Origin of the sequence: Atlantibacter hermannii (genome assembly GCF_009907385.1) — a bacterium.
Classification (GTDB): domain Bacteria; phylum Pseudomonadota; class Gammaproteobacteria; order Enterobacterales; family Enterobacteriaceae; genus Atlantibacter; species Atlantibacter hermannii_A.
The window spans coordinates 52,530-69,293 of record NZ_JAAATR010000049.1; the positions used below are offsets into that span (position 1 = coordinate 52,530).

Consider the following 16,764-nt stretch of genomic DNA (forward strand, 5'->3'; position numbering starts at 1 on the left):
GGGCTCACCGATGAGCGAGCCCGTAAATTCAGGGGGTAGTATAGCGTAAGGGCGGTGTAGGCCGCCAGCAGGTAACAATATAGTGGTGCTGATGCGCTAATTGTGGTTTTTATTCACCATGATAGAAGAGGTGATTACGTTTAACGGTAAATCATATCAAACGTTGCGGTTGCATTGATGTCCCCTGCCCGAATGTTGTCATTCAGACGAATCAGTCGCGCCTGAAAAGGCAGAGTGATTTTAGTACTGGTGACATTGTTTAATATTGCTCTTTCCATGCCGAACATTATCGGCTCTCCGTGTTGCAAAATTTGTACCCCCACCCCCTGCGCGGATGTGGACTGGGCTTGATTATCCAGCGCTAACGTATCTTGTTTACCGCTGATAGTCGTACCCTGAAATGTAATGCTGACATTTGCATTCAATTGACATGAGAGATTGATACCAAAATTTACCGGAGACGTTGTTGCGCCCGGGGTATTAAGCGAGGTGATAACCACGCCTCGCCCGTCAGTCAGAGCAACACTAATATCCCTGGTATCGAGATCGCAGCCGACCGATTGTACCGTTATCGAAGAGTTGGAAAACGATAATAAGAATTGGCGTGCTGTACCAAAGACGCGGTCAACTACGAAGCTGCTTAAATCCAGTGTTCCGGATGTTATTGGTTTTCCGGTCGCAATAAGTTGCACCTTGAAATACATTTGCTGTTTATAGCCATAAGTCGCATGAGCTTGTTCTGTGCCCCGTGGCCACGTCATCGTTAATAAATTTTGCGCATTGGCGCTCGCCAGCATCCTGATCCCGATTCCTGGATTGTTTGTTTGATAGACATTGGGGGACGATATACCCGTGATAAGGGTTTTGGCGGTTTGATAACCCGACGTCACTACTGTTTCTGTATAACAATAAATATCGGCAACTGACGAGCCTGTAATAATACCGCTATCCCAAATAACAGTATCCGCAGGAGTGTTTGCAGCTATCCGTAATGAAGGGGGGGTAATTTTCTGTACATCGGTTGAAGTACCATTTTTAAATGTGCAATCCGCCCAAACCGAACAGGATATAAATCCGTTAATAATAAGGATTAAAAATATAAAAAATGGACGAAGCTTTAGGTTGTTCATGATTTTCAGCCGCTTAAGCATGTAGACGTGGGTATTAATGGCCAGACATCAGCGATAGACCATATCAAAGGTCGCAGTAGCATTAACGTCTCCCGCGCGGAGCGCACTGGAAAGTTTTATCAGTCGCGCCTGATAGGGGAGGGTGATTTTTGTCGTGCTGGCTGACTTAACAACTTCCTTTTGCTCACCAAAATTAATCGGCTGACCATCCTTCACTATTTGTACCCCCACGCCCTGCGCGGAAGAAACGTTGCCGCTATTGTCAAGCAATAAGATATTATTCTGGCCGCTGGGAGTCGTTCCATTGAACTGAATACTAATAGCGGTAGTCATCTCGCAACTAAGACCAATATTGAAATCGACCGGGCTGGAGGTGGCATTATTATCAGAAAGCGCCGTAATGACTAAGCCTCTGCCAGGGGTTAATGCAACATTGATGTCTTTAGTTTCAAGTTCGCAGCCCGTTGCCTGAACATTAATGTTTGTTGGGTTGAACTGAAACAGATACTGGCGTGCAGACCCAAAAGCGCGATCCATATTGTATCCCCCTAATTGAAGATAGCCCGAGGTGAGTGGTTTCCCTGTAGCAATTAATTTCACATGAAAATAGTTTTCCTGGTTATAGGCGAAACCGGCATGCGCCTGCTCAGTCAGCCTGGGCCATTGCATATAAATAATGCCTACCCTGTCATGCGAGGTCAGTACCTGGATGCCGATACCCGGATTGTTAGTCTGGTAAACATAAGGTGAAGTAATACCTGTCACCAACGTTTTCGCCGTCAGGAACCCGGACCAAACGACGGTTTCACTCTGACAGGTAATAAGAGGCGATGGTGTCGGATGAAGAATGCCACTATCCCAAAGTATGGTGTCGGGCGCTGGCTCCCTGGGCAGACGCAATGCCGGTATGGATAACGTGAAGTTGCCGGTTGTCGTCCCACCGGTAAATATGCAGTCGGCCAGGGTTGAACGGGGAAAAAAAACTACACTGATGAGCAATATGAGTGGGCAAAAAAGCCTTCTGTTTAACATGCTGTCACCTGGTAATATTACCGGCATTCCAGCGTGAGGCGCTTTACCATCGCTTCGCTGTCTGCGTTTTCAGATAAGGACGGAACGAGTGCTGCGCAGCTCTGGGCGCTGCCATTTCCCCACCGGGCCACCAGCTTCATGCCTTTGGACACACCCGTGATATAGACCTGGCCGTGATCGTCAACCAGGCTGGTGGAATTATCTTCATCATTCGGGGTTGAGACCAGCGCGCCAAAGGGCACAGTGCTGTCGCCGTGCAGCAAGGTAAACAGAACGCGCGCTCCGCTGCGCACTTTATAATCTGCCAGCGCAACCGCGCCGCGGGTCGGGACGACAGTTTTAACCGGGTCGCTTATGTCACTGTTTTTACTTCCGCTGGTGTTAAGCGATATGGTGTTTTGCCGGTAGGGATTACTATAAGGAATCACGGCATAACCGCGGCTATCGGTATAAATGCCCGATGCGCCGTTCACTTTGATATTCGCCCCGCCGGGTGCGCGGACCAATGTCATGGTTTCCGGTAAGGATTGCGCTAAAGTCACGCCATAAGGGTGGACAAGTACTCCGCCCTGGGCGCTGTAATTGAGGCGTTGACTACTATTGTCGTAGCTATAACCCCCGCTCAGCGTACCGGCTGAACCGCGATAAGAGGCGTTAATACTGCCGCTTGTTGCTTGATCCTGCTCGGAGTAAGCCTGTTGAATATTGTAATTTAATTTATTGTCTTCCAGCGCAAGGCCGTTAATACCAAGCTGATGTGTCGAATTACCGTGTTGTGAGGTGTTAAGTGCATAAGTCGCCCAGGTTTGCGGCATCCATTTATCCAGCGGAATGCTTACGGTTAAAGAATATTGCGTATCCGTTTTGCTGTTGGGCATTTTTGTTTGTGAAGCGTTAAGCGAGTACGAAATGCTGTTAAGCATGACGTTATATCCCAGCGTGAGGTTTCGCTCGGATTGATTAAGCTTCCAGTAATCCTGTTGATAAGCCGAAAGATAAACACTGCCCCATTCTCCCAGCGTTTGGCTGATATTAATTTGCGCACGGCTTCTGCGGTTATAGAGATTTCTGTAGGAATACATATCATCTTCCACAGTCGCCGTATTTCGCTGACTGATAGTTTCAGCGAAGGTGTAAAAATTTTCAGAAGAGTAGCGATAACTGGCTAACGTCAGGTTAGTGTTGGTGGCATCAATATTTTTTGCATACTGCAGACGATATGACATGCCGGTTTCATTACGATCATTATTGAGCTGACTTTTGGCATGTGTGGCATCAAATGAAATTGACCCCAGCGCATGCAAATCCACACCAATGCCGAGAGCCGCAGACTGGTACATGTCGGCGCCAATCAGCCCGCCATAGGCGGTAATTCCCCACGGCATACCATAAATAATTTGCGCCTGGCCAAACTCGGGCGTATCAGAAACATCATTGCTTTGATATTTGCCGTACGCCACGCTATAGCTATAACTGCCGCTACGCAGCATGACGGGTAATGAGGAGGAAGACTGGGTGAAACTATGCTCGCTGCCATCGGCTTCGGTTACGGTAACGTCGAAGTCACTACCCGATGAAACCTGATTGATATCCCGGATCTCAAACGGACCGGGAGCAACATAGGTTTCATAAATTTTATAGCCATTCTGTTTAATTGTGACTTTTGCATCGCTCCGCGCGATACCGCGAATCAATGGTGCGAAACCCTGCTCGCTATAAGGATGCATATCGGTATCAGAATAGATCCTGACGCCGCGAAACTGAATGCTATCGAATATATCCGACGGCGTGCTGCTGTCCCCAACCAAAAACTGGCTGCGTAGCGCTTTGATATCGTGCGTCAGCGTTGTGGAAAGGTCGTCCCATTTTTCATCCGAGTAGTTCGACACATTACGCAGCCGCCAGCCGCCTAAATTGGCGCCTGAATTTAAACTTAAAAAGTTACTGTTGGTATTACCGTCGCTGCCATGGCGGGCGTACGATTGCGAGCCGCTGTAGTAGTAGCCTAACAAGAGCGCAGGAACACCATCGTCCCATAATTCGGGCGAGACAGCGTCTTTCGCTTCCTGATTTAGTGCGATTTGTGGAACGCGAATATCCAGGCGCTGAGTTTTCTCGCTCCAGGCATAGCTGGCGCCATCAATATATTGCCCAATATCGCCGATAGTATCCTCATCCTTGACTTTCTGAAAGGCAGGAAGCACATCGACATTGACGCCATAGCGACGTAAATCCGCTTTGGTAAGGGCGGGAATGAGCTGATTTTTATTCGCCGACAGTTTATAGGCGACTTCTTTTTTTTCTACATAATTGAAATTAAAATAAATACTCGATAAATAACTGCCTTCCAGCATTTCGTTATCGGCAATATATTTTTTCAGGATATTGCTGTCGGCCAGCGGCGTATCATGGCTTAAGGCATTCAGATTAAATTGGTCTTCAGCAACGGCATAAGTGCTCGACAACATTACCGCTAAGGCTAATGCAGAGTATGTAAACCCTTGCGAGCCTCTTTTGTTGTTTATATTGCCTCTGACCATTATGTTCCGCCTTATTTTAATACGGATTCTTTAATGGGGGTGACGTTGCCGTAATCGCTAATTGAGTTCCATTTGATCACAGCATTGGCTTGTAATGATGCTGGCAGTGAAATATGCCCGTAAGGGGCGACCATCATTGTCATGGCGGTCAGGGTGTCCTTCGGTGCCGTCACCGCCGTACCATTAACGGTTATGGAATTAAACGTCACATAAAAAGGTGTGGGGTTAGTTACGTTCAGCGTATTGCCATTTCTTGAGAAATTGATTTTTTCGTAGGCGCTAAACGCATCGCTATCTTTCAGCGAAGTCGGACGATAAAAAAGCTTAATACGCGTTCTGGATGCAAGTTGTAATTTACTCTGATCGCGCATATTTTCAGGCGTGCTGGCAATAAATTTAATATTTGCCCAAAACACAGACTCTCTGTCTTTAGGAAGTTCTCCCCCTTTTTTTGCATAAATAAAATGGAAGATGGTTTCCTGGCCAGCAGCCAACTTCATCAGCGGAGGCGTGGCGATAAAGGGTGCCTCGCCCTGGTCGTCGATATTGCTCACCCATGCCTGAACCAGATGATTAATTGAGGTGTTTTTACTTTGCACCGTCAGCTGAACTTCATCGCTATTCGATGGATAGACAATGCGCGTTGCGCCAATTTGCACGCCAGAAATAGCAGGGGCGCACACTAAAAGCGAGGTTAAGAAAAATGAACTACATATTAATTTTTTCATAATCCACAAATCACTAGTCAGGCAAGAAAAGGCATACGGTTAATATGCCTTTTTGCTGCTGGTATCATTAAGGGTAATAAACGGTATAGGTCGCATCGGCGGTAAAATCGCCGCCTTTAATATCCGCTGGCGCGGCCGTCGCGACAACCTTAGCCTTATAATTAAACGTTAGGTCTGTAGCTTCTGCGCCAGTTGTTTGCGCAAAAGCGGCATTTGGCGTGTTGTCAAAAACCACTTTTGAGCTGGCAGCACTGCCGGTACCGTACATGACAATACCAACACCCGTGGCATCTGAACCCGTCATGGCTTTCAACTGATCGCTGGTTGTAGCGGTAACGCCAGAAAATGTCAGGTTAATCGTGGTGTCTGCAGGACAGGTTGCGAGTTTAATCGAAACATCCTGAGTTTGCGGGTTTTCCGAACCGATATCGGCAAAGCTGTTCGCCCCCATAGGCGTAAAGGTCACATTTACCGTTTTTGCATCCGTTGCGACTTCGCAAGGAGGATTAATAATTTTGCCCTGAAAGTGTACTGTACCCTGATCGTCAGTTAACGCCGCATTCGCATTACCGACAACCAGAGACGTTAATACCATAGCTGGTATTAATATTAATTTCCTATTCATAAAAAACTCCATATGGTAAAAATTATGTAATAACTTCATTAGATGTATTGATTGGGCTAATAAAGAAAATACAAAAAAGTGTACAAAATTGCACTGGACCAATTAGACTGCTAAATAATTAATGCGTCAATATCTGTGTTTTTAAGTTTTGCTAAAAGACTCTTTTTAAGAATATGTAGGTAGGGTAACCGTGAATACGTTTACGAAAAGACGGCGCGTTAATGCATTGATTTTGTCTAAAATTATTGAAAAAGATGTCAGTGTCGTGAAGTTTTTCAATGCACTGTATGGATAAATTAGTTGGTAATATATAATAGAATTATTGTTCGCAATATTAATTTAGTTCTTTAATTAAATTAAAACTATATAAAAATATTATTGAATCCACCCATGCTTGCCGAAAAAATTGTTTTAGCCCTGTAAAAAAAGGGCCCTTTCGGACCCTGATAGTTCTCATGCCTGTCGCGGCGGTAAACAGACGCCGATTCCGCCGATCCCGCAGTAACCATACGGATTTTTATGAAGGTATTGTTGGTGCTCGTCTTCAGCGTAGTAAAACGGTTTGGCGCTGGCGATTTCAGTGGTGATCGGGCGCTCATCGCCTTGTTCCGCCATCGCTTTCTGGAAGCGCGCCAGGCTGGCCCGGGCGGCGCTGTCCTGCTCCGGCGTCAGCGGATAAATCGCCGAGCGGTACTGCGTTCCCATATCATTCCCTTGCCGCATGCCTTGAGCAGGATCGTGGTTTTCCCAGAATATCTGGAGCAGTTGCTCATAGCTAATGACATGCGGATCGTAGACCACACGCACCGCTTCGGTATGGCCTGTTTTACCGGTGCAGACTTCACGATAGGTTGGGTTAAGGGTATAGCCGCCAGAATAACCCGCCGCCGTACTGTATACCCCCGGTAAACGCCAGAACAGGCGCTCCACTCCCCAGAAACAGCCCATAGCAAAAATGGCGATTTCCATGCCATCCGGCACGTTGGTCATGGAGTGCTCGTTAACTGCATGCAACGCAGTGACCGGCATCGGCGTACTGCGTCCAGGCAGGGCCAAATCCGGGTCGATCAAGTGCTTTTTATCGAAAAAATTCATCGTAGCGTCTCCCTTAGGTGGGGAAAAAAGCAACAGCCTCGCTAAGGTTGTCACACGGCGTGTCTTTGCACACAATACAGTTGATAAATACGTCTAGATTTAAACATAAGAAATATTTGGGTAGTCGTCTCTTTTTCAATTCCCGATATGCGGGATTTTTCATCAAGCCGCGGAGCGGCACTACGTTTCCTTCCAGGGGTGGGAAAAAGGAAATTCAGGAGAAAACGTGCCACGATTCCGTCTCTGTTTCTGCGCCAGCTTACTGCTGGCCTCTGTCGCCGCCAGCGCGGCAAACGTGCGTTTGCAAGTAGAAGGCCTGTCAGGCGATCTTGAAAAAAACGTTCGCGCTCAACTATCTACCATACAAAGCGACGAAGTTACGCCTGACCGCCAGTTCCGCGCCCGCGTAGATGACGCCATACGAAATGGGCTTAAGGCGCTGGGGTATTACGAGCCGACAATCGATTTCGATTTACGTCCGCCGCCGCCCAAAGGACGCCAGGTTTTGATTGCCAACGTGTCCCCTGGCGTGCCGGTACGCATCGGTGGAACCGATGTTATTTTACGCGGCGGGGCGCGCACCGACCGGGACTATCTCGACCTGCTGAATACCCGACCGGCGATCGGAACGGTGCTCGATCACGGTGATTACGACAATTTTAAGAAAAGTCTCACTCGCGTTTCGCTGCGCAAAGGCTATTTCGACAGCGAGTTTACTAAGAGTCAGTTAGGGGTTTCGCTGGAACGTCATCAGGCGTTCTGGAACATCGACTATAACAGCGGCGAACGCTATCGTTTCGGGCCGGTGACTTTCGAAGGGTCGCAAATCCGCGAAGAGTATTTACAGAGCCTGGTGCCGTTCGAACAGGGCGATTATTACCAGTCCAAAGACCTGGCAGAACTGAACCGCCGGCTTTCCGCCACCGGTTGGTTTAACTCGGTGGTGGTGGCCCCGGAATTTGATAAGGCCCGGCAGACTAAAGTGCTGCCGCTGCATGGCGTACTCTCGCCGCGCATTCAGAACCGGATAGAAACCGGGGTCGGGTATTCCACCGACGTGGGGCCGCGCGTTAAAGCCACCTGGCACAAACCCTGGATTAACTCTTACGGCCACAGCTTCACCACCAGCACCAGCATCTCTGCGCCGGAGCAGCAGCTCGACTTCAGCTATAAAGTGCCGCTACTAAAAAACCCCATCGAACAATATTACCTGGTGCAGGGCGGCTTTAAGCGCACCGACTTAAACGATACCGAAGCCGACTCCACAACGCTTGCGGTGTCGCGCTACTGGGATCTGTCGAGCGGCTGGCAGCGCGCCATCAACCTGCGCTGGAGTCTCGACCACTTTACCCAGGCGGATGTCACCAATACCACCATGCTGCTCTATCCGGGCGTGATGATTAGCCGCACCCGCTCGCGCGGCGGTTTAATGCCGACCTGGGGCGATTCCCAGCGCTATTCGGTGGATTACTCCAATACCGCCTGGGGTTCGGACGTCGATTTCGTGGTGTTACAGGCGCAAAACGTCTGGATCCGCACCCTGTACGATCGCCACCGTTTTGTGGCGCGCGGCAATCTGGGCTGGATTGAAACCGGCGACTTCGACAAAGTCCCGCCGGACCTGCGTTTCTTCGCGGGCGGCGACCGCAGTATTCGCGGCTACAAATACAAATCTATTTCGCCGGAGAACGACGACGGCAAACTCACCGGCGCCTCCAAACTGGCTACCGGCTCGCTGGAATATCAGTACAACGTCACCGGCAAATGGTGGGGCGCGATGTTTGTGGATTCCGGCGAGGCGGTGAATGATATCCGCCGCAGCGATTTCAAAACCGGCGCGGGCGTCGGGGTGCGCTGGCAGTCGCCCGTTGGCCCGGTCAAGCTCGATTTTGCCGTGCCGATTGGCGATAAAGAAGAACACGGCTTGCAGTTCTACATCGGTTTGGGGCCTGAATTATGAGTTTATGGAAGAAGATCACCCTGGCCGTGGTGCTGTTTCTGGTGGTGCTGGTTGGGATTATCGGGTTTTTAGTCGGGACGACCACCGGCCTGCATATGGTGTTTAAAGCGGCTGACCGCTGGGTGCCAGGGCTGGAGATCGGCAGCGTGACCGGCGGCTGGCGCGATCTGTCGATCAAAAATCTGCGTTACGAGCAGCCGGGCGTTAACGTCCTGGCGGGCGAAGTCCATCTCGCGCTGAAGCTGGGTTGCCTGCGCGACAGCAGCCTGTGCGTTAACGCTCTGGCGTTGCGCGATATCAACGTGGTGATTGATACTGAGAAAATGCCCCCGGCGGCTCAGGTTGAAGAGGAAGACAGCGGCCCGCTCGACCTCTCGACGCCATACCCCATTACGCTCAGCAGCGTCACGCTGAATAACGTTAACGTGCGTATCGATGACACCACGGTATCGGTAATGGATTTCGCGTCCGGCCTTAACTGGCAGGAACGCAACCTGACACTGACGCCAACTACCTTACAGGGGCTGCTCATCGCCCTGCCGAAAGTCGCGGAAGTTGCCCAGGAAGAGGTGGTTGAACCGAAGATTGAAAATCCGCAACCGGATGAGCTGCCGCTGGGTGAGACGCTCAAACAGCTGTTCTCGAAGCCGGTGCTGCCAGAGATGACCGACGTCCATCTGCCGTTAAACCTGACCATTCAATCGTTTCGCGGCGAGCAACTGCGTTTAACGGGCGATACCGACGTTACCATTAACTCAATGCTGCTTAAAGTCAGCAGCGTGGACGGGCTTGCCACTCTCGATGCGCTGGATATTGATTCCACCCAGGGCACGGTTAACGCCACCGGACGCGCCGAGCTGCGCAACAACTGGCCGGTGGATATCACCCTCAACAGCACCCTGAACGTCGATCCGATTAAAGGCGAAAAGGTCAAAATCAAAGTGGGCGGGGCGTTGCGCGAACAGCTGGAATTCGGCGTTAACCTATCCGGCCCGGTAGATCTGGTGCTGCGCGGGCAGACTAAGCTGGCGGAAGCGGGCCTGCCGTTGAATCTGGATATCACCAGTGAGCAGCTTTACTGGCCGTTTACCGGAGAAAAGCAGTATCAGGCGGACGATCTCAGGCTCAAGCTGACCGGGAAAATGACCGACTACACCCTGAGCTTCCGCACGGCGGTGAAGGGCGCGGAAATCCCGCCCGCCACGATTACCCTGGACGCCAAAGGCAACGAGCAGAATATCAACCTGGATAAGCTGAAAGTGGCGGCGCTGGAAGGCACCACTGAACTGAAGGCGCTGCTCGACTGGCAACAGGCTATCAGCTGGCGCGGCGAGTTAACGCTCAACAACATCAACACCGCCAAAACCTGGCCGGACTGGCCGGCGAAGCTGGATGGCTTAGTGAAACTGCGCGGCAGCCTGTACGGCGGCAGTTGGCAGGTGAACGTGCCGGAACTCAGGCTGGCGGGCAACGTCAAACAGAACGCCGTGAAAGTGGAAGGGCAGCTCCAGGGCAACAGCTATATGCAGTGGGTGATCCCCGGGCTGCACGTGGCGCTGGGACGCAATACCGCCGACATTAAAGGCGAGCTGGGCGTGAAGGAGCTGGAGCTGGACGCCAGTATCGACGCGCCAAATCTGGATAACGCCCTGCCGGGTTTAGGCGGTACGGCTAAAGGACTGGTGAAGATCCGCGGGACGGTGGAAGCGCCGCAGGTGCTGGCGGACATTACCGCCCGCAATCTGCGCTGGCAGGAACTGTCGATTGCCCAGGTACGCGTCGACGGCGACATCAAATCCACCGATCAGATTGGCGGCACTCTGGACGTGCGCGTAGAGCGTATTGCCCAGCCGGGGCTGAATATCGCGCTGGCGACCATCAACGCCAAAGGCAGCGAAAAGGAGCATCAGCTGGCGCTGCGGGTGCAGGGCGATCCGGTTTCCGGGCAGCTTAATCTGAAGGGGAGCTTCGACCGCGCGGAACAGCGCTGGCGCGGCACGCTGGAAAATACCCGTTTCGAAACGCCGGTCGGCCCGTGGTCACAAACCCGCGCGATTGCGCTGGATTACCACGGCCAGGAGCAAAAAATCAATATCGGCCCGCATTGCTGGACCAACCCCAATGCGCAGCTTTGCCTGCCGCAGGCGGTAGATGCGGGTGCGGCAGGCCATGCCGTGGTGGAGCTTAACCGCTTCGATCTGGCGATGGTGAAACCGTACCTGCCGCCGGAAACCCGGGCGAGCGGCGTGTTCACCGGCAAAGCCGATGTCACGTGGGACACCACCAAAGAAGGGCTGCCGCAGGGCAGCGTGACGCTGGATGGCCGTGGCGTACGGGTGACGCAAATCGTTAACGGCAACGCGCTGCCGGTGGCCTTTGATACCCTGAGCCTGAACGCCGCGCTGCGCAACAATCAGGCGGAGCTGGGCTGGCTGCTGCGGCTGGCGGGCAACGGGCAGTTCGACGGCAACGTGCAGATTGCCGATCCGCAAAACCGCCGCAACCTGTCCGGCAACGTCAATATCCGCAACTTCTCGCTGGCGATGGTCAATGCCATTTTCTCGCGTGGCGAAAAAGCGGCGGGGTTGTTAAACGCCAACTTACGGCTGGGTGGCAACGCGGCGCAGCCGCAGCTGTTTGGTCAGATGCAGTTGACCGGCGTGGATATCGACGGCAACTTTATGCCGTTTGATATGCAGCCAAGCCAGCTCTCTATGGCCTTCAACGGTATGAGTTCCACGCTGCAAGGCGTGGTGAATACCCGACGTGGGCAGATCAACCTGAACGGCGACGCCGACTGGAGCCAGATTGACAACTGGCGCGCGCGGGTGGCGGCGAAGGGCGATAAAGTCCGTATCAGCGTGCCGCCGATGGTGCGGCTGGATGTGTCGCCGGACGTAGTGCTGGAAGCGACGCCGAGCCTGATCACTCTGGATGGCCGGGTTGACGTGCCCTGGGCGCGCATCGTGGTGCATGAGCTGCCGGAAAGCGCGGTGGACGTTTCCAGCGATGAAGTGATGCTGGACGCGCAACTGAAGCCGGAAAGCGCGCCGACGGCGGCGATCCCCATCAACAGTAATCTGACGGTTCATGTCGGTAATAACGTGCGGATGGACGCTTTCGGCTTACGGGCGCGTCTGACCGGCGATCTAAAAGTGGCGCAGGATAAACAGGGGCTGGGCTTAAACGGCCAGGTCAATATTCCGGAAGGGCGTTTCCGCGCTTACGGGCAGGATCTGATCGTGCGTAAAGGCGAACTTTTGTTCTCCGGTCCGCCGGATCAGCCGTTATTAAACATAGAAGCAATCCGAAATCCTGAGGCCACGGAAAACGATGTGACCGCTGGGGTGAGGGTCACCGGTACCCCGGACGAACCGAAAGTAGAGGTATTCTCAGACCCGGCAATGTCGCAACAGGAGGCGCTTTCCTATCTGTTGCGCGGCCAGGGGCTTGAGAGCGGACAGAGCGATAGCGAAGCAATGACCTCAATGCTGGTTGGTCTGGGGGTTGCACAAAGTGGTCAGGTTGTGGGTAAAATCGGCGAGACGTTTGGCGTCAGTAATTTGGCGCTGGATACCCAGGGAGTTGGCGACTCCTCGCAAGTAGTGGTCAGCGGCTATGTACTGCCGGGTCTGCAGGTGAAATATGGCGTAGGTATTTTTGATTCTCTGGCGACGCTTACGCTGCGTTATCGCCTGATGCCTAAGCTATATCTGGAAGCGGTGTCTGGCGTAGATCAGGCACTCGATTTGCTCTATCAGTTCGAGTTTTAGCAATGCGAATATTTGTCTACGGTAGTTTAAGACGCAAACAAGGCAACAGCCACTGGATGACCAACGCCCAGTGGCTGGGCGATCACACGGTAGAGAACTACCAGTTGTTCAGCATTGGTCACTATCCCGGCGCGGTGCCGGGCGAAGGGCAGGTGTTGGGTGAAGTGTATCGCATTGATGCCAGTACTCTTGCCGAGCTGGATGCCCTGCGCACGAAAGGGGGGGAATACCGGCGTCAGCTGATCCAGACGCCCTACGGCAGCGCCTGGATGTATGTTTACCAGCGGCCAGTAGAAGGCCTGACCCGCATAGAAAGCGGCAACTGGCTGGACAGAGAACAGTATTAAAAAAACAAAAACCGCTTCCTTCAGGAAGCGGTTTTTTTATGCACGCCGTAATAAAAGGCGTAAACAAAGAAAACTTATTTCTTCGCAGCGCGTTCGAAAGAGGCAACGATTTCCGCTTTAGCGGCTTCAGCGTTATCCCAGCCGTCCACTTTCACCCATTTGCCTTTCTCGAGATCTTTATAGTGCTCGAAGAAGTGGGCGATCTGCGCTTTCAGCAGTTCCGGCAGGTCGTTCACGTCTTTAATGTGATCGTACTCTTTGCTCAGTTTCGTGTGCGGAACCGCAACCAGCTTGGCGTCTTCGCCTGCTTCGTCAGTCATTTTCAGCACGCCAACCGGACGGCAGCGGATCACAGAACCCGGCTGCAGCGGGTACGGCGTCGGGACCAGCACGTCAACCGGGTCACCATCCAGAGACAGGGTGTGGTTAATGTAACCGTAGTTGCACGGGTAGAACATCGCGGTAGACATGAAACGGTCAACGAACAGCGCGCCGCTGTCTTTGTCGATTTCATATTTGATCGGGTCCGCATTAGCCGGGATTTCGATAACTACATAGATGTCTTCTGGCAGATCTTTACCAGCAGGCACGTTGAGTAAGCTCATGTCTGTTTCCTTTAACTGTATGGCAAACAATGCCGGGTATTATAGCCAAATGCGCCTGAAAGTCCTGGACTGTTTTCGTTGCCGTCTTCGAAAACCCGCGTCTTATGTCACCGAATTACGGCTGAATAATCCATAAACTCAGCCGCTTTCTGAATAAATTTTTGTAACCGTTTACAAAGTAAGATTTTTACCCGGTCAGAAGCAAAAAAATCTCACTAATCCGCGACCTGGCGCAGGGTCGAAAAGTCGCTACCCCGCTCACACTCTTGCGTTCTCACGCTAATAACCTTTATGTAACTTTTTTGAATTGTGATGTAACGCATTTTGTTACATCCCTTATTGTCTATAGTTTTCCCGCAGGTGGAGATTTAATCAACAATAACCCTACGAGGATTCACTTATGTGGAAGCGCTTACTTCTGGTCACAGCAGTTTCGGCAGCCATGTCGTCTATGGCAATGGCCGCCCCCTTAACCGTGGGTTTTTCTCAGGTAGGTTCTGAATCAGGCTGGCGCGCAGCGGAAACCAGCGTGGCGAAAAGCGAGGCTGAAAAACGCGGTGTTACGCTGAAGATCGCGGACGGCCAGCAGAAACAGGAAAACCAAATTAAAGCCGTCCGTTCATTTATCGCTCAGGGCGTTGATGCCATCTTTATCGCCCCGGTTGTGGCAACAGGTTGGGAGCCGGTGCTGAAAGAAGCCAAAGAGGCGGAAATCCCGGTGATCCTGCTGGACCGTAATATCGATGTAAAAGACAAATCGCTGTATATGACCACCGTCACTGCTGACAACGTGCTGGAAGGCCGTCTGATTGGCGACTGGCTGGTGAAAACCCTCGACGGTAAACCCTGTAATGTGGTTGAACTCCAGGGCACCGTGGGGGCGAGCGTAGCGATCGACCGTAAAAAAGGCTTTGCCGAAGCTATCGCTAAAGCGCCGAACGTGAAAATCATCCGTTCGCAATCCGGCGACTTTACCCGTAGTAAAGGGAAAGAAGTCATGGAGAGCTTTATCAAGGCTGAAAACAACGGCAAAAACATCTGCATGGTTTACGCCCATAACGACGACATGGCTATCGGCGCCATCCAGGCCATTAAAGAAGCAGGCCTGAAACCGGGCTCTGATATTCTGACCGGCTCCATCGACGGCGTTCCGGACATCTTTAAAGCGATGATCGACGGCGAAGCCAATGCCAGCGTTGAATTAACGCCGAACATGGCTGGCCCGGCATTCGATGCGCTGGAAAAATTCAAAAAAGACGGCACCCTGCCTGAGAAAACCACCATCACCAAATCTACGCTGTTCCTGCCGGATACCGCGAAAGAAGAGCTTGAGAAGAAAAAAGGCATGGGCTACTAAGCCAGCCACACACAAGGCTCTCCCCGGAGAGCCTTTTGCTCTACTGACACGCTTTTCGGAGTCCGGTGATGCAAACACAACAACATCAGGAAATCTTGCGCACCGAAGGGCTGAGTAAAGTCTTTCCGGGGGTAAAAGCGCTGGATCACGTCGATTTTAGCTTACGGCGTGGCGAAATTATGGCCTTGCTGGGGGAGAACGGCGCAGGCAAGTCCACATTGATTAAGGCCCTCACCGGCGTGTATCAGCCCGATGGCGGTACCGTGTGGTTAGAGGGCCAAACCATCCGCCCGAAAAATACCGCCCACGCCCAGCAGCTCGGCATCGGGACGGTGTACCAGGAAGTGAACCTGCTGCCGAATATGTCGGTAGCGGATAATCTGTTTATTGGCCGCGAACCGAAGCGCTTCGGTTTGCTGCGCCGCAAAGAGATGGAAAAGCGCGCCACGGCGCTGATGGGATCCTACGGCTTCAGCCTGGACGTGCGCGAGCCGCTCAACCGCTTCTCCGTCGCCATGCAGCAAATCGTGGCGATCTGCCGCGCCATCGATTTATCCGCCAAAGTGCTGATCCTCGATGAACCCACCGCCAGCCTGGATACCAAAGAAGTGGAGATGCTGTTTACCCTGATGCGCCAGCTGCGCGATCAGGGCGTCAGCCTGATCTTCGTTACCCATTTTCTGGACCAGGTGTATGAAGTGACCGACCGCATTACCGTGCTGCGCAACGGCAAGTTTATCGGCACCCGCGACACCAAAGATCTCCCGCAGATCGAACTGGTGAAGATGATGCTGGGCCGCGAGCTGGATCAGAACGCGCTGCAACGCGCCGGGCGCACATTGTTGAGTGAAAAACCGGTGGCGGCATTTAAAGACTACGGCAAAAAAGGCGTGATTGCGCCGTTCTCGCTGGAGGTTCGCCCCGGTGAAATTGTCGGCCTGGCGGGGCTGTTAGGCTCCGGGCGCACCGAAACCGCTGAAGTGATCTTTGGTATCAAGCCCGCTGACAGCGGCAACGCGCTAATCAAAGGCAAACCGCAGGCGCTGCGTTCGCCACACCAGGCCTCTTGCCTGGGGATTGGCTTTTGCCCGGAAGATCGCAAAACCGACGGAATTATTGCCGCCGCCTCGGTGCGCGAAAACATCATTCTGGCGCTCCAGGCCCAGCGCGGCTGGCTGCGACCGATCCCCCGGCGCGAGCAAAACGATATTGCCGAGCGCTTTATTCGCCAACTGGGCATCCGCACGCCGAGCGCCGAGCAGCCGGTGGAATTTTTGTCCGGCGGCAATCAGCAAAAAGTGCTGTTGTCGCGCTGGCTGCTGACGCGTCCGCAGTTCCTGATCCTCGATGAACCCACGCGCGGTATCGACGTCGGCGCGCATGCCGAAATTATCCGTTTGATCGAAACGCTGTGCGCCGACGGGCTGGCGCTGCTGGTTATCTCGTCGGAACTGGAAGAGCTGGTGGGGTATGCCGACCGGGTGATCATCATGCGCGACCGGGAACAGGTGGCGGAAATCCCGCTTGAAGAGCTGTCCGTCAGCGCAATTATGAATGCCATCGCGGCATAAG

The 16,764-nt window shown here is 52.6% G+C and carries 12 protein-coding genes; 5 read left to right on the plus strand and 7 right to left on the minus strand.

All coding sequences use genetic code 11. From position 1 onward, the window contains the following. Positions 1-140 precede the first annotated feature (140 nt). The 6 genes from GV764_RS13825 to msrA all read right to left on the minus strand — a co-directional run bounded on the left by GV764_RS13825 (position 141) and on the right by msrA (position 7,150). Positions 141-1,130, minus strand: a complete 990-nt coding sequence (locus tag GV764_RS13825) for a fimbrial protein (RefSeq protein WP_161660659.1) — start codon at positions 1,128-1,130, stop codon at positions 141-143. Between the two features lie 48 nt (positions 1,131-1,178). After that, positions 1,179-2,162, minus strand: coding sequence for a fimbrial protein (locus tag GV764_RS13830; RefSeq protein WP_161660660.1), 984 nt, complete (start codon positions 2,160-2,162; stop codon positions 1,179-1,181). 17 nt (positions 2,163-2,179) lie between these two features. Further along, positions 2,180-4,702, minus strand: coding sequence for a fimbria/pilus outer membrane usher protein (locus GV764_RS13835; RefSeq protein ID WP_161660661.1), 2,523 nt, complete (start codon positions 4,700-4,702; stop codon positions 2,180-2,182). Between the two features lie 11 nt (positions 4,703-4,713). Next, entirely contained in the window at positions 4,714-5,430 is a 717-nt protein-coding gene (locus GV764_RS13840; protein WP_161660662.1) for a fimbrial biogenesis chaperone, read from the minus strand. Between the two features lie 67 nt (positions 5,431-5,497). Continuing rightward, a complete protein-coding gene (locus GV764_RS13845) occupies positions 5,498-6,055 on the minus strand; it encodes a fimbrial protein (protein WP_161660663.1) in 558 nt (185 codons plus the stop codon). Positions 6,056-6,508: 453 nt separating this feature from the next. Continuing rightward, positions 6,509-7,150: a peptide-methionine (S)-S-oxide reductase MsrA gene (gene msrA / locus GV764_RS13850; RefSeq protein WP_161660664.1), complete on the minus strand. Its 642-nt coding sequence runs from the start codon at positions 7,148-7,150 to the stop codon at positions 6,509-6,511. Between the two features lie 226 nt (positions 7,151-7,376). Here msrA and tamA point away from each other — a divergent pair, with 226 nt between their 5' ends. Genes tamA through GV764_RS13865 form a run of 3 tightly spaced genes read left to right on the plus strand, consistent with a single transcriptional unit; the run spans position 7,377 to position 13,230 of the window. Further along, positions 7,377-9,110, plus strand: a complete 1,734-nt coding sequence (tamA, locus tag GV764_RS13855; RefSeq protein ID WP_161660665.1) for an autotransporter assembly complex protein TamA — start codon at positions 7,377-7,379, stop codon at positions 9,108-9,110. Beyond that, positions 9,107-12,883 carry an autotransporter assembly complex protein TamB gene (gene tamB / locus GV764_RS13860; RefSeq protein ID WP_161660666.1) on the plus strand — a complete coding sequence of 1,259 codons (3,777 nt, stop codon included), beginning with the start codon at positions 9,107-9,109 and terminating at the stop codon, positions 12,881-12,883. The genes tamA and tamB overlap by 4 nt, the downstream gene beginning before the upstream one ends. A 2-nt stretch (positions 12,884-12,885) precedes the next feature. Next, positions 12,886-13,230 (plus strand): gamma-glutamylcyclotransferase family protein, encoded by a 345-nt coding sequence (locus tag GV764_RS13865; RefSeq protein ID WP_161660667.1) that lies wholly within the window; start codon positions 12,886-12,888, stop codon positions 13,228-13,230. 74 nt (positions 13,231-13,304) lie between these two features. Here the strand turns inward: GV764_RS13865 and ppa are convergent, their stop codons facing one another. Beyond that, positions 13,305-13,835 (minus strand): inorganic diphosphatase, encoded by a 531-nt coding sequence (gene ppa / locus GV764_RS13870; protein ID WP_125294207.1) that lies wholly within the window; start codon positions 13,833-13,835, stop codon positions 13,305-13,307. Positions 13,836-14,235: 400 nt separating this feature from the next. Here ppa and ytfQ point away from each other — a divergent pair, with 400 nt between their 5' ends. Then, on the plus strand, positions 14,236-15,192 hold the full coding sequence (gene ytfQ, locus GV764_RS13875) for a galactofuranose ABC transporter, galactofuranose-binding protein YtfQ (protein ID WP_161660668.1): 957 nt from the start codon (positions 14,236-14,238) through the stop codon (positions 15,190-15,192). 68 nt (positions 15,193-15,260) lie between these two features. Then, positions 15,261-16,763 (plus strand): galactofuranose ABC transporter, ATP-binding protein YtfR, encoded by a 1,503-nt coding sequence (gene ytfR, locus GV764_RS13880; protein WP_161660669.1) that lies wholly within the window; start codon positions 15,261-15,263, stop codon positions 16,761-16,763. Position 16,764: the final 1 nt, after the last annotated feature.